9 protein-coding genes and 2 tRNA genes are annotated in these 14,829 nt (G+C 43.0%); 6 read left to right on the forward strand and 5 right to left on the reverse strand.

Translation table 11 applies throughout. From position 1 onward, the window contains the following. Positions 1 to 617 precede the first annotated feature (617 nt). Positions 618 to 1,994 (forward strand): Do family serine endopeptidase, encoded by a 1,377-nt coding sequence (locus AC2SLT_RS01480; RefSeq protein ID WP_486545659.1) that lies wholly within the window; start codon positions 618 to 620, stop codon positions 1,992 to 1,994. Positions 1,995 to 2,222: 228 nt separating this feature from the next. Here the strand turns inward: AC2SLT_RS01480 and AC2SLT_RS01485 are convergent, their stop codons facing one another. The 4 genes from AC2SLT_RS01485 to AC2SLT_RS01500 all read right to left on the reverse strand — a co-directional run bounded on the left by AC2SLT_RS01485 (position 2,223) and on the right by AC2SLT_RS01500 (position 5,471). Next, on the reverse strand, positions 2,223 to 3,302 hold the full coding sequence (locus AC2SLT_RS01485) for a hypothetical protein (RefSeq protein ID WP_486545579.1): 1,080 nt from the start codon (positions 3,300 to 3,302) through the stop codon (positions 2,223 to 2,225). 544 nt (positions 3,303 to 3,846) lie between these two features. Further along, positions 3,847 to 3,922 (reverse strand) — tRNA-Glu (locus AC2SLT_RS01490). A 154-nt stretch (positions 3,923 to 4,076) separates the two neighbouring features. Then, positions 4,077 to 4,152 (reverse strand) — tRNA-Ala (locus AC2SLT_RS01495). Positions 4,153 to 4,556: 404 nt separating this feature from the next. Then, entirely contained in the window at positions 4,557 to 5,471 is a 915-nt protein-coding gene (locus AC2SLT_RS01500) for a pirin family protein (protein WP_486545581.1), read from the reverse strand. Between the two features lie 404 nt (positions 5,472 to 5,875). Between AC2SLT_RS01500 and AC2SLT_RS01505 the strand changes: the two genes are divergently transcribed. Then, positions 5,876 to 6,388 (forward strand): YgjP-like metallopeptidase domain-containing protein, encoded by a 513-nt coding sequence (locus AC2SLT_RS01505; protein ID WP_486545582.1) that lies wholly within the window; start codon positions 5,876 to 5,878, stop codon positions 6,386 to 6,388. Between the two features lie 323 nt (positions 6,389 to 6,711). Here AC2SLT_RS01505 and gltX read toward each other — a convergent pair whose 3' ends face one another. Continuing rightward, a complete protein-coding gene (gene gltX / locus AC2SLT_RS01510; RefSeq protein WP_486545584.1) occupies positions 6,712 to 8,235 on the reverse strand; it encodes a glutamate--tRNA ligase in 1,524 nt (507 codons plus the stop codon). A gap of 817 nt (positions 8,236 to 9,052) precedes the next feature. On the opposite strand from gltX, the gene rsmH reads away from it, so the two are divergent. From rsmH to AC2SLT_RS01530, 4 genes are all read left to right on the forward strand, one after another. After that, positions 9,053 to 10,051 (forward strand): 16S rRNA (cytosine(1402)-N(4))-methyltransferase RsmH, encoded by a 999-nt coding sequence (gene rsmH / locus AC2SLT_RS01515; RefSeq protein ID WP_486545661.1) that lies wholly within the window; start codon positions 9,053 to 9,055, stop codon positions 10,049 to 10,051. A gap of 225 nt (positions 10,052 to 10,276) precedes the next feature. Beyond that, complete coding sequence (gene ftsL, locus AC2SLT_RS01520) at positions 10,277 to 10,801, forward strand: cell division protein FtsL (RefSeq protein ID WP_486545586.1); 525 nt, start codon at positions 10,277 to 10,279, stop codon at positions 10,799 to 10,801. Further along, on the forward strand, positions 10,794 to 12,950 hold the full coding sequence (locus AC2SLT_RS01525) for a peptidoglycan D,D-transpeptidase FtsI family protein (protein ID WP_486545663.1): 2,157 nt from the start codon (positions 10,794 to 10,796) through the stop codon (positions 12,948 to 12,950). The genes ftsL and AC2SLT_RS01525 overlap by 8 nt, the downstream gene beginning before the upstream one ends. A 146-nt stretch (positions 12,951 to 13,096) precedes the next feature. After that, positions 13,097 to 14,803, forward strand: a complete 1,707-nt coding sequence (locus tag AC2SLT_RS01530; protein ID WP_486545587.1) for a UDP-N-acetylmuramoyl-L-alanyl-D-glutamate--2,6-diaminopimelate ligase — start codon at positions 13,097 to 13,099, stop codon at positions 14,801 to 14,803. The last annotated feature ends 26 nt before the right edge of the window (positions 14,804 to 14,829 follow it).

Below are 14,829 nucleotides of genomic sequence, written 5' to 3' on the forward strand. Positions count from 1 at the left end.
AAGCCACATCACTTTATAAAGATTGGTGTATAACAAGCTCAGTGGATAGATGTCATAGTATGTTTACTAAATTCAAAAGTAACTGTAATTGAGGTGTGTGAATGCTGTGCTATAACAGTCTAGCTTATAGACACAAAAGCACTTATCATGAGAGTATTTCAGAGTTTAGCCTTTTTGAATATTACCAGTTTTGAATGTTGCCAGTAATAAAAGAACCTAAGTTCGTCAAACGCGCTTAGCCTACAGTGGGTAGTATTTTGCCTGCAAGCTTATTAAATTGATTGTCTATGACTGATCAGCCTCTATGTTGACCAGCTATTTATCCTGGAGGATATTGAATAATGAAAAATACGGAAGAGAGGACAAAGGGCATCTTGAGCGATAGTCAATTAGATAGCCCTGACACGCTAAGATTTGATTCACAACCTCTGCCTATACAAAGTGATCCATTGGAACAAACGCCATTGCAACAAGCCGCACTGAAGCGCTTATTGGCAAAGGGAATAAACAAGAGTCAGCAGACGGTTAAGTCAGTGGGGGCAGGGTCACTTATTGCGCTAAGTAGTTTGGGCTTAAGTGGCTTAGGGCTTAGTGGTATAGGGATGAGCGGTATCGGAATGAGTGCTGTGACAGCCGGTGCTTTATTTGCTACTGCCCCAGTCACTACTCAGGCAGCGGTGGTGGCGTCCGACTTTTCGGACCTAGTAGAGCAGGTGACCCCTGGGGTGGCACGCGTGAATGTGGTGAAACAAGTGAGCGAAGAAGAGTTGGCTCAAGCCCAAACAGCGGAGTTATTACGTCAATTTTTTGGCGATCGGGTGCGAATTCCAGGGGCCCAGACACCAGCTATTGAATACAGCTACGGAACTGGTTTTTTTGTCACATCGGATGGTTATTTACTGACCAACCATCATGTGATTGCCGGTGCCGATAAAATCACCATAACTTTAAAAGATCGCACTGAACTTGATGCCACCTTGGTAGGCAGTGATGAGCGTTCAGATGTCGCGGTACTAAAAGTGAAACCTATGCCTGGAAAGCCTTATCCAGCCCTGCCTATGGGCGACTCTAGTAAAGTGCGGGTAGGTGAGCCAGTACTGGCTATCGGCTCACCATTTGGATTTGATTATTCGGCATCTGCAGGCATCGTCAGTGCCACTTCAAGAAACTTCTCTCGGGATACTAGTGTGCCCTTTATCCAGACCGATGTGGCTTTAAACCCAGGTAACTCAGGTGGGCCTCTATTTAATCGTAATGGGGAGGTTATTGGTATTAACTCGCGTATATTCAGTGGTACCGGCGGTTATATGGGGCTTTCCTTTTCAATACCGATCAATGCCGCAATAGATATCTATCAGCAATTAAAAGATAATGGTGTCGTATCACGTGCTTATCTGGGGGTGTTCCCACAAGATATAGATCGCAATTTAGCCGAAGCCTATGGGTTAAGTAAACCACAAGGTGCCTTACTGATTAAGGTGTCACCAGACTCGCCTGCAGAAGCGGCTGGCTTAAAATCCGGGGATATCATTACTTATTACAATGGTAAGCTTATTTTAGAGGCTGCCGATCTCGTCAACTTAGTGAGTCGCAGTAAGCCCGGCGATAGTTTTAATGCTCAAATATTGCGTCAAGGCAAGCAGATGACCATTACCGGTAAGGTGGCAGTAATGCCAGGGAATACGGTTTCTGATACCAATACTAAAGCCAATGAGAACCAGCTGCGTTTAGGCATTCGTATTCAAGGTATTCCGAAATCAAACCAAGCCCAGTTTGGAGGCGCAGGCGTGTTAATTACTGAAATAGATCCGACAGGACTGGCTGCCCGTGCAGGTCTTCGTCCAGGAGATGTCATTACCAACTTACATCAACGACCGATTAGCAGTATTGAAGACTTCCAAAAGGCGTTAAGTCAACTTCCAACAGAGGGGGTGGTGACGATTGAAGTTATTCGACAAGGTATTCCGGCAATTATTGGTCTGAGACTCAGTTAACTTAACTTCTTAAAATTATTTTAACTTATCGCCTTTTTTTAACTTACCTTTTTCATCCTTAAACATAACCGTAAAAAAAGCACCCTGACTATCAGGGTGCTTTTTCAATTAAAGGTGCTTTTTCAATAAAGGGGAAATCAATATTAAATGAGCGACTCTCTTTAAAACGATAACATTATTTTAATAACATTGTTTTAAAAGAAACGATTCAATCAACGTATGACTTGATTAACGTACATTGTCACCCATTCTAACGATTGGTTTGTCTAAACGGTAGTTAGCAGCGGCACTTTTCGCACCCATAGTACTGGCAAGGAAAGTTAATAAGGCGCTAATTAACCAGAATAGACCTGAATATAACGCAGTTTTACGTGCTACGTCTTCAGCAGTATCTAAGGCTTGATCAACTTTTTGCATACCTTGATCCGCTTTCTGTTGAGCAGTAGCAACCATTTGCTCAGTTTCAGTTTTGTACTCATTGTAAGAGGCAACAACTTCGTTACGAACTTCTTGAGCTTCACTTTCGCTAAGACCTTCAGCTTGTAGACGAGTGATAATTTCATCACTGGTCAACGTTTGCTCGATATCAGCTAAACGGTTTTTAGCAACTTCATCAATGTTTTTCCAAGTATCAAGGCTAGTGAAGTCAAGATCTTTTACTTCTGATTTTTGCTCATTGACCATCTCTTCAACCACATCAGTGGTCGCACTGATCTGTTCTTGGTCTAGGCCTTGCGTGTTTTTAGCAACCCAGCTTTCGATATCACTACGGCTGATGTCACCGGTTACTTTGTTATAGATATCTTTAGCTTCTTGTTGCACATTAACGTCTGATTGCTCTACCGCTGTGCCAACTGCACCAGAAGTAGCCGTGGCAACACCGCCAGCAGCTGATGCCGCAGTGCTCGCTACGGTGCTAACTGTACTACCGACAGCATTAGTTGCTGATGATAAAATACTTGTAGCGCCATTAACAGCCATCAACGTGGTTAATGCAACCATCGCTGCTGCTGTTAATAGACCTGTTAAAGTGGCATCTTTAGGATCAATTTCAGTTCCATCACCAAAAAGGGTCTCAGGTGCTGAATATTTAACAGCAAAATAGCCTGCCACATAAGCACTGACTAAGGCGGTAACGGCGGCATAAATACCAGCGGCTATGCTAGTGCCTTGCAGACTAAAAGGTAGGAAAGAGCTTAAGACTAGAGCTAGTGCAATCATGGCCATAACCACGATCAAACCCATCAAAAGTCCTGCTATTACGCCGCGCCAAGATGGGCGTCGTTGTGGTGTATAAGATGGCATCATATTAAGATCCTCATAGAAAGTATTCGTTTAAAGCCAAATTGTCAGGTGCTCAGCATTGAAAATAAAGGGTATTTATTTTTTTACTCTATGACTTAACATTTGACTTAAATTTGTATTTAGTCTTGATTTTCGAATACTATCACAGCCAAAATTTAAAATGATTATGTTTGGTAAGGTTTTGACACGAAATGTATACTAGTACGGATAAATGTTTGTAGTGTGTCTAATTGTGTAACGTTAAATAAAGAAATTAGCGGTTATGTGAAATATATTATAGGAGCTACGTTTGCCTTAACCATTTTTATTAAAGGGCTTTTAAGACCTCTTATTGTTAACTCATGGTGTAAAACTTAAATAAAGAGGGTAAGAACAGGAGAGTAGTTTAGAGACAGTTAATAGACTGCAAGGAGATGCAAGCTGTAATAACTAAATAGCAGGTTATAAAAAAACCTCCAATCACTTCGATTGGAGGTTTAGTTGCTTATAGCTTAGCGTCAATTAAGTATAATGACTTTAAAATAGTCTAACTATAAGCTCGAATAGGTGGTATCCCGTAGGGGATTCGAACCCCTGTTACCGCCGTGAAAGGGCGGGGTCCTAGGCCTCTAGACGAACGGGACACAAAATCATGCGAACATGAGATAGTTTTACAACGTAAGGTGCTTATTTATTAAATGAGCGTTGCCTAGGTGCTTACGTTGGTGCCGCTGATATTATTACTATCAAACCGTCATAAACGATTGAATAGTACAAAAATCAACTAATCCTAGCTATTGGTGGAGCTAAACGGAGTCGAACCGTTGACCCCTTGCATGCCATGCAAGTGCTCTACCAACTGAGCTATAGCCCCTCGCTAAGAGTGGGCGTATTTTATGCAAGTAAGAGCAGGTTGTCAATACCTATTTTAGATTAATTGACGATAATTGACTTATTCAATAAAAAAAGTCGTTGTTTCATCCAAAAAACACCATATTAGCGGTTAAAATAACGGTATTAAGCTAATTATTCATTTAATTGTTTTGGGATATGTTTGGTAAAGCCTTAGCGCAAAACCTACTATAGTAAGTCTGACGCTCAATTAAAAATACAAGGTTCAAAATAGCAGATTCAAAATAGTAGATTCAGTCAGCCTGACCGAGTTTAAAAGGATAGGCTATTGTATAAAGATATACTTTGAACGATAAAAATAGCGCATCAAGTCAACTGTTTGATGCGCTATTAATGATAAAACGAGGTATGTACTCATCCTAAATACTAAGCACCTTCACCAAATCGACCCTCTTGAAAGTCAGTCACCGCTTGGATAATCTCTTGCTTCGTATTCATCACAAAGGGTCCATACTGAGCAATAGGCTCATTGAGTGGACGGCCAGTGACTAAGATAACGCGAGTTGCTTCCTCGCCAGCGGTTATTGTTACGCCATCAGAGTCATCGTCGTTGCTCAAGATAGCCATGGTTTTGATAGGCACTTGTTGACTGTCAATGCTAGCACCACCACGATATACAAACACAAAAGCATTATGGTTGGCGGGGATGTTATGGCTAAAGCTTGCGCCTGCTGGCACATGAATATCTAAGTATGTCGGCTCAGTGTCGGGACGGGTTACCGCACCTTCAACACCGTTTGATTCACCGGCTATCACAGTAACTTTGGTACCATTTTCAGTTTCAAATTTAGGCAAATCGGCATCTTGGAAATCTTTGTACCAAGGGTCATTCATTTTATCCTTGGCAGGCAGATTTAACCATAACTGAAACCCTTCCATTTCGCCGTCTTCTTGTTCAGGTATTTCAGAATGAATCACACCGCTGGCCGCCGTCATCCATTGTACGCCGCCATTCTCAAGAAGACCCTCATGACCTGCGCTGTCTTTGTGTCGCATACGGCCTTCAATCATATAGGTAATGGTCTCAAAGCCACGGTGAGGGTGACTTGGGAAACCTGCAATATAATCATCAGGATTGTCGCTTTTGAAGTTATCCAACATTAAATAGGGGTCAAGACGCTGTTGTAAGTTCTGAGTCAAAACACGGGTTAGTTTGACACCTGCACCATCTTGAGTGTCTATCCCTTCATATAAATACTCTACAGAACGTGGGCGATTGATACTAACATTACCATTGACAAAAACACTGTCACTGACATTATTTGCAATAGAGGTTGTCATAATGATCTCCATATTAGTCTGAACTCGGCATTATTATTAGCTTATTAGCCTCGTTTATACCTTGTATTTAAGTACTCATTGCTTAAAAATCAAGAGTTTAGAGTGTTGTTGGTCTATGATAAGTTTATTTTATTGTAAAGATATAATAATAATGAGTATTGTTATATTTAGAATTACTTATCAATAGCATTCGTTTTTGCAATCGCTCTTTTTAATAGTTTTATCGTGATAAGCTAGTTATCATTTGATTAAAAGTCGACCTATAGTCAGCGAACTACGAAACGGTTAGGGTGTAAACCTCGCCAAGCTAATTTTAGTAGTACTTGCACTCGGTTGACTTGTCACCATTTTACAGCTCTTCGACACTATAAAACGTTCTTCGATCTATAAAAAGGATATCTTCATTGGATTCATTGAAATACATCAGCCATTATCCTGCGCAAATACAACACCAAGCTCAGCAGCTTATTAAAGAGGGGCGGTTAAGCGCCTATTTACAGCAGCAATATCCCGATACCTTTAATCATCCTCACCCCATACAAAGTGATAAAGCTCTGTATGCGTACGTAAACGATCTTAAAAACAGCCATCTAGGCAAAGTTGGAACTTTGACCAAAGTAAGCTACAACAGCAAGTTATCGGTACTCAAAAATGCGCTTGGTATTCATACGCATCAATCGAGAGTGCAGGGCAGTAAGCTTAAAGCGCATAACAGCATCACGGTGGCGAGTATCTTTAAAGAAGCGCCATTAGAGTTTTTGCAGATGATCGTGGTGCATGAGTTGGCGCACTATAAAGTGAGCGACCATAACAAAGCCTTTTATCAGTTGTGCTGTCATATGCAGCCTGACTATCATCAAGTTGAGCTCGATACGAGACTTTGGCTATTATGGCGGGAGTTGGGGGAGGCAGATTAGATGGTCGAATTAGAGAAGCGAATTAGATAGTTTATTAGTAGCTCATCTCGCTTTCGCTACTATCTGCCCTGCTAGGTGAAGTAGTGGCTAAGCTGCTTTGTGTCTCTTGCTTCGCGTAGCCACAAGGACAGCATGCCACAACAATTCACCTAGTAGGGCAGTATATCCGCTACAATCGAGGCTAAACTTCCTTGTTAGTGTAAAAAATCAGTTGGCAGGACTAGCTACAGTCACTCAATCAAATGACAGACAATAAAAAACGCAAGTTCTACCTGCGTAAAACCTGCGTTTTTGTTGGGTCAATTAATTAAATAAATAACTACTTAACCTTCTGCTTCCACCAAAAAGTCTGGCAACTCAGCCGCCGTTTTCTCAAGTTTTTTCAGCTTTTTCTTGCCCAGTCCGCCCAATACCTCAATAGCATGACGCAGGCGAGCCATAGTCATATCCGCACCGATAATGTACATTGAGTTCATCACAGGTGTTGAGGAAGTGCTACCCGCAATAGCGATAAAGAATGGCGCCATCATGTCACGCAGCTTAATATCAAGTGCTGCGCTTAAGCCTTTAAGCGTCTTAAAGATATTGTCTTCTGTCCACTCTGGTAGCGTCTCAAGTTTCCACGTCGCAAATTGTAATATCTCAATGATTTGATCTTGGGTCAGTGTCTTGTGCTCAAAATCTTCAAGCTTAATGTCAGGTAAGTTTTGGAAGTAGAATCCACCCCAATTGACCGCATCGGATAATAAATGAATACGGGGTTGAATAGCTGCTGCAATAGCAGTTAGCTTGTCTGAATCATTGGCCCACGCTAATATTTTGTCTTTTAGCTGTTCAGGGGTTAGCTGACGTAGATACTCCGCGTTCAACCAGTGCAGCTTTTCAATATCAAATATCGGACCGCCCAAAGATACACGGGTGATGTCAAAGCTTGTAATCATGTCCTCAAGAGTGAACTGTTCTTCCTCATTGGGCATGGAGTAGCCCATACGCCCCAAATAGTTGAGCAACGCTTCAGGCAATACGCCCGCATCACGGTAATAGGTGATAGACGTTGGGTTTTTGCGCTTAGATAGCTTGGATTTGTCAGGGTTACGCAGTAGTGGCATGTGGCAAAGAACCGGCATTTCCCAACCAAAGTAGTCATACAATAATTGATGCTTTGGCGCAGAGTTCAGCCACTCTTCACCACGAATGACATGGGTGATTTGCATCAGATGGTCATCCACCACGTTGGCAAGATGATAGGTGGGTAGTCCATCGGTTTTTAGCAAGACTTGCATATCGACCTGTTCCCATGGGATGTCGACCTCACCACGTAGCATATCTTGTACTTTACAAACCCCTTCTTTAGGAACGCGCATGCGAATGACGAAAGGCTTACCCTCGCTTGCTAATTTGTCTGACTCCTCCTTGGGAAAGTCAGCATAACGGCCGTCATAATGAGGGTTTTCACCACGAGCGATTTGTTCTTTTCGCATCTCATCTAGCTCTTCGGGCGTACAGAAACAGCGAAATGCATGACCTTTATCCAAAAGCTCTTGAGCGTACTTTTTATAAATGTCACTACGCTCGCTTTGACGATACGGCGCGTGTGGTCCGCCAATATCTGGACCCTCTGCCCAATCTAATCCTACCCAGCGTAGGGCGTCTAAAATCATTTGCTCAGACTGCTCGGTAGAACGGCTCTGGTCAGTGTCTTCAATACGAAGGATAAACTCCCCACCATGGGCTTTAGCAAACGCTAAATTAAATAGCGCAATATAAGCGGTACCAACATGTGGGAAGCCAGTAGGTGAAGGGGCAATACGGGTGCGAACAGGACGGTTTGAATTGGTTTGTGTCATGAAAATTCTCTGATAGTTTCTATAGGTAGTCTGTTTAGAATGCGAAAAATACACACCGCAAAATCGGTGTGTCGATATAAATTAGGCTATTACATTGTATTATAACAGGTTTGGCTCAGTGCTTATAAACCTCAGTGCTGATAAATCACAGTGTTCATAAGTTGTAGGGGGTTGTTTTGGCACTTTAAGTACTAGACAGCTCCTTATTAGAAAATTAAGTGCTAGAAAATTAATGATTAGAAATATTTGCCCCGTTCTCAACTTATTAAAATTTACTGTACAGGGCTGGCGCTTTTAGCCCAGCAAATCAAGACCTGTAATCAAAAACGCTGGGCTAAAGCCACAGCCTACGTTAAGAGTTTAGAATGAGGTTATAGGACTTACATATCGTTAAAATCCAGACGGTTTTGTAAATCCTAAGCAGGTTCTCGAAACGTTTAGATATGGCATAATTTGTCATAACAAACGGTCAAGTCATCTGGATATTCAGATTTATTATCTTGCTTACTTGACATGCGGGTGTGGCTTGCGATAATGAAGGCCATAGGCTTATTGATGCAGTAATATTCACTGATTAAATCATCGTTCTAATAATGAGGTAATAAACTATGATATTTCATTACCCGGTCAAAGATGGCATTGGATAATTACCCGTAAAAAAGGTAGGAAATATATCAGTGCTATATAGAACCTGTAAAAGTAGACCCATTCGTTATCGCTATTTAATGTGGTGTTATCTAGGAGCCAATTTATTGTGACCGATGTCAATTCGTTAGAGTCAAAGTCAGAATCACAACCTAAAAATCAGAACAAAGTACTGTCTAATGATCATAGCAAAGAAAAGTTCAGCCACGAGACAGTACTACTTTTTGAAACAGTGGCAGCGGTATTAGGTGAAAAGTCATTGAGTCAGGCGAATAAACAGCATTCAGGCATCTACGTGGATGCCACTTTTGGCCGAGGTGGGCATAGTAAGCTACTTCTAGATTATTTGAGTGATGAAGCGAAGCTTTTTGTCTTTGATAAAGACCCAGAAGCGATTGCCGTTGCCAATGAAATAGCAAAAAATGACAAACGTGTCACTGTCGTGCATGATAGCTTTGCCAATATAACGGACTGTCTACAAGCGCAAGGGGTTACTCAAGTCGACGGTATTATGGCAGATCTAGGAGTGTCTTCACCTCAGCTTGATGATGGTAGCCGCGGTTTTAGCTTCATGCGTGATGGTGCTATTGATATGCGCATGGATACCAGTCGCGGGCAGTCAGTTGGCGAGTGGCTTGAGACTGTCGATGAGGAAACGCTGGCCAATGTGCTGTATGACTTTGGGGAGGAACGTCACAGTCGCCGTATTGCGCGTGCTATTAAACAAATGGAGCGCTATACCTCAACGCTCGAACTGGCTGAAACCATAAAAGCTGCTCATCCCAAGTGGCAAAAGGGTAAACATCCTGCCACCCAAAGCTTTCAAGCGATGCGTATTTTTATTAACAATGAGCTTGGCGATATCGATAGTTTCTTAGAGCAAAGCTTGACCTTGTTAGCGCCAAACGGACAATTAGCTGTGATAAGCTTTCACTCGTTGGAAGACCGCCGTATTAAGCAGTTTATGCAGCGTCACAGTCGTGGTCAGTATCCAGAAGATCAAAATCTGCCGATGCCGCCAGTGCGACCGCGCTACTTTAGTAAGCCCAAACGCATTGCCCCAAGTCAGCAAGAAGTTCAGGGCAATAATCGCTCAAGAAGTGCATGGTTAAGAGTGGTAACCCGCACCGATTCCCCCTATAATACCGAGCCTAGTCCGCAACACAGTTAACCCTTAGAAGTTTGAGATAATTATTAGGTTTTCATGATGCGTTGAGTGGTATGATTAAGGTCTGAATCTGCTGCACCTTACCTTCAAGCTCTGTTTATACGTTGCTTGCCCAGTAACTTTTTGAATATGTGGCAGGCCCTAAGATACTGTACCGCTAATAACCCTTTAGCCTTAATGAACCTTTACCTAAAACACGACCCTGTCGGTCTTACTATCAGTCACTATATGGCAAATAATAAATCTAAACACTCCTCCCAAATTGACAACCAGTTTGAGCAGAATCTTGACAGCCAAATTGATAAAGAGTCATTGGAAATTAGTGAAATACTTACTAAACGCTATGGCGGCGTTAGTGTATATGGTGCTGTCATGTTTTTGATAGCCATTGGTATTATTTGGACGGCCATACTGACTGCTGAACAGGTACAACAGTATCATAAAGATTATATGACACTGCAAAAAATGAAAGTGGACTACCGTAATTTACAGATTGAGAATCAACGCTTAGTCATCGAACAACAAACCTTTAGCGCCACGCCACAAATTGCCAGTCGCGCAGTGACTCAGTTAGGTATGTATTCGCCGTCCACTAAAGACAAGCTTATCCTTCAGCCTATGAGCGCTAAACCGGGTGATAGACTAAATGAAGATCCACAAACGCCCTCTGATCAAGCAACAGCTTCAGTGCCAGCTTTAGTAGCGCCAACCTCAACCACTGTGACAACCAATCAAGGGGGCAATGATGACTAAAAAGCCTTCTTCCTCCTCAAAGACCAATAAAACGTCTGCCAAAAAGTCAGGGGCTAATAAGCCTATGCATGGCAAAGTCACTGAACCTTTAGTACAACCTAAGAAATCCCAGTCTTCAAAAAGTCAGTCAAAAAGCCACTCAAAAAGTACGGCCTCTAAAGGACAGTCTTCGTCTAAACGAGCATCTGGTAAAAATACTGGAAATAGTAGTGCTCTCAGTAAACTCATGTTTTGGAAAAAGCAGGAAAACGAAAGCGTTTATACCAGTGTAAAACACCGTGGCGGTAAGTTCTTTAAACCAGCAACCGTCGGTGCTTCAAGTAGAGGGAGCGCTGAAAGCGATCTGATTCGTTTTAAGATTATTTGGGGTATCGCGTTAGTTATCTTAACGATATTGCTCGGACGCGCCTTTTATTTACAAGTGATAAACGCACAGACTCTGATCCAAAAAGGCAATGAGATCATTACCAGTGAGCGCACCCAGCGCTCTTACCGTGGCATGATCACAGATCGTAATAATCAGCCATTAGCGATTAGTGCGCCTTTGTCTAGCGTGACATTTAGTCCTTACGATTATGCACAGACCTATTATGAGCTTCAAAAGCGTATCTTGAAAAATGCCGACGATGAAGAGGCCCAAGCACGGCTTTTAGCAAAACGAGACGAAATGGATTTGGCGCATTTGGCCAGTGTTTCAGGTATCTCTCTTGAGCGGTTACAGCAGGCCGTCGGTATTGATAATTCAGTAGATGTGATGGACGAAGAGGCAGTGAAAAATGCACTACCAAAGGGTCCAGGGTCACACTATGTTCCGTTATTAAATAAAGTAACCCCTGAAATTGCAGATGCGGTGATGGCACTTCATTTCCCTGGTGTCTATGAAAAGCAAGAGTTCCGTCGCTACTACCCCCAGCCGCAGCCTAACGCTCAATTACTTGGATTTATGGGCTACAATGCCAATGATCCAAACAGTGGTTATGAGGGCCGTGCCGGTATCGAGCGCCAATATGAGGCGAGGCTAGCGGGCGAGGATGGAAAGGTTCGCGTGCTAAAAGACCGCTATCAAAACAGTATAGAAGAGCTAGAACAGGTTAAACCTGTGGTACCTGGTGAAGATATCGCCTTGTCGATAGACTCTCGATTACAGTACTTGCTTTATAAAGAGCTTGAGCATGTAGGACGTATGCAGGAAGCCCGCTGGTCAACTGGCATGGTGGTCGATGTCCATACTGGTGAAGTGTTGGCCTTGTCGACTTGGCCCTCGTTTAATAATAATAACTTAAATGAGATGACCGGTAATAACCAGCGAAATCGAGCTGTGCTTGATGTATTTGAGCCAGGCTCTGTTATGAAACCGTTTACGGTAGCCGCTGCTTTAGACTCAGGGAAATATACGGAGCGCTCTTTAATCGATACCAATCCAGGGTCTATTCGAGTTAAAGGCTATACCATTAGAGATCATAACAATCTTGGGGTCATTAATATGGCCACTTTAATTCAAAAATCGAGTAACGTGGCGTCCACCAAGATAGCATTGTCACTACCGCCTGATGGTATTACCAACATTCAAAAAGACTTTGGCTTTGGATCTAAGACCTCCTTAAAGTTACCAGGAGAGCAGGCGGGTATTATTCCGACGCCAAAAGAAAATGAAACCTCACGGCGCGCCACCGTAAGCTATGGCTATGGTCTACAAGTCACGTTGGCGCAAATTGCCCAAGCATATGCCGCACTTGGCTCGGGCGGGGTGATGCATCCGTTAACCTTGTTAAAACAAGATCAAAAAGTGCCTGGAAAACGAGTCATCGCCGAAGATAATGCAATGGCCGTGGTTAAGATGATGGAGAGTGTCACTCAGCCAGGGGGTACAGCGGTAGCAGCGGCTATTGATGGCTATCGTATTGCAGGTAAAACGGGGACATCACGCCGTACGAACCCAAATGGGGGCTACTATACTGACCAATATCGTACCGTATTTGCAGGGATAGCGCCGGCGTCAAATCCTCGACTCGTTGCTGTCATACTGGTTGAAGATCCAAGAAAAGCACACTATGCCGGTGTGGTTGCAGCGCCAGTATTCCATAATGTGATGCAAGAGGCACTACGCTTATATAATGTGCCTTTGGACAAGCCTTTAAAGGCGCAATAGATATCATGCTCTATAGATCTTCGCGCTGTGAGGGTATAACCTAATCACACAGAGCCCTTAACCACGAAGAATACCTAACCACAAGAAAAAAATAAGCCGCATAAAGCAACCAAAGTGATAAGGCTAAAAGTAATAAGGCTAATAAGATGACTGATACTGTATCGACAATACCATCAGATAGCAGGCAACAGGGTAATGAAAAAACCTTACGTCAATTAATTAAAAAGCTGATAATACTACTGCCAAGTCAGGCAGAGGCTTTGAGTGTGTTATTGGCACACACTGAGGTTGTCGATATTGTGTTTGGTCGCTTTGTCTTAGATAGTCGCCAATTAATGTCATCAACCGACGACCAGTCAATAGATACTAAGCACCAACAAACGGCTAAAGATGGTTTTGTGCTCTTAAAAAGTCAGACACAACCCCTCGAAAAAAGCCAACAATACGCCAAAGAAGCTTCAAAAAAAGCCGCTTTTATCCTTTCAGAGGTTGACGTTCTTCAACCTGATGATCCATCAATTGAGTTTGGCTGTCCTGTCGTTTATGTGCCTTGTATCCGTGATATTTTAGGCAGCTTAATTCAGTTAAGCCTGCTGCCATCGCAGGTACGACACTCACTCACAAGTACCGATGAATTGTCTCACTATTTACCGAAAGTTATTGCGATCACTGGCACGAATGGTAAGACTACCATTAGCCAATTGGTCGCCCAGCTTTGTCAGTTCTCTAAGCTGCAAAATCTAAAAAATAGCGCGGTCATGGGAACGGCAGGGAACGGACGTTTAGACAGTCTCGTCCAAGCGACACATACCACAGGCGATGCCCAAACGGTACAGAGCTTTTTACGACGAATGAAGGATGACGGAGTTGATCTCATCGCCTTAGAGGCAAGCTCGCATGGATTAGATCAACAGCGGTTGCAAGCTGTCCCTGTTAGCGTTGCGATATATAGCAATTTAAGCCGAGATCATATGGATTATCATCCTGATATGGAAGATTATGCACGGGCAAAATCTCGCCTGTTTGATACGGCTTATTTTCCAACCTTGACCCATGCAGTGATTAATCTTGATGATGACTTTGCGCCACTCATGATTGAAACGGCCACTAAATCAGGATTGACGGTGTGGACTTATAGCCTTCAAGCAGACAGCAAGGCTACTTTTGTCGCACAGCAAATTAAACCAAGTCTTGATGGTGTGAAGATTGAGCTGGTCTCTGAATTTGGGACGGTTTGGTTAGACAGTCCGCTGCTAGGTAGATTTAATGTGGCAAATTTGCTGGCAGCGGTTGCTGGATTTATGGCGTTAAGTGCAGACTTTGCCGTTACTCTCGCTGATATTGCACCTCTTGTTAGTCAGCTACAGGGCGCTAGCGGACGTATGCAGCGTATTAGTGCTGATACTGGCAAGGGCTGTTTTATTGTTGATTATGCCCATACGCCCGATGCGTTAAGCCAAGTATTGACCAGTTTAAAACCGCATTGTGAAGGCAATCTTTGGGCCGTATTTGGCTCTGGGGGTAATCGAGATACCGGCAAACGCCCATTAATGGCACAAGCAGGGCTGGCAGTGGCTGATAAGGTCGTATTAACCTCAGACAATCCCCGCAATGAAGATCCGATTGTCATTTTAGAGGATATGCAACAAGGTATGAGTGACGAGCAACACGCTAAGACAGTGGTGATAGCAGATCGACGTGATGCTATTGGCTATGCGGTGGCTCATTCTGGGCCTAAAGATATTGTGGTCATCGCGGGAAAAGGACATGAGACGTATCAAGAAATATACGGCGTGCGTTATGATTTTGACGATAGAGACGTGTTACAGCAGGCTTTAATACAACGTCAATAATTGACGTACACGCATTTAAAAGGATT

Source organism: Psychrobacter sp. CX18, assembly GCF_057396215.1.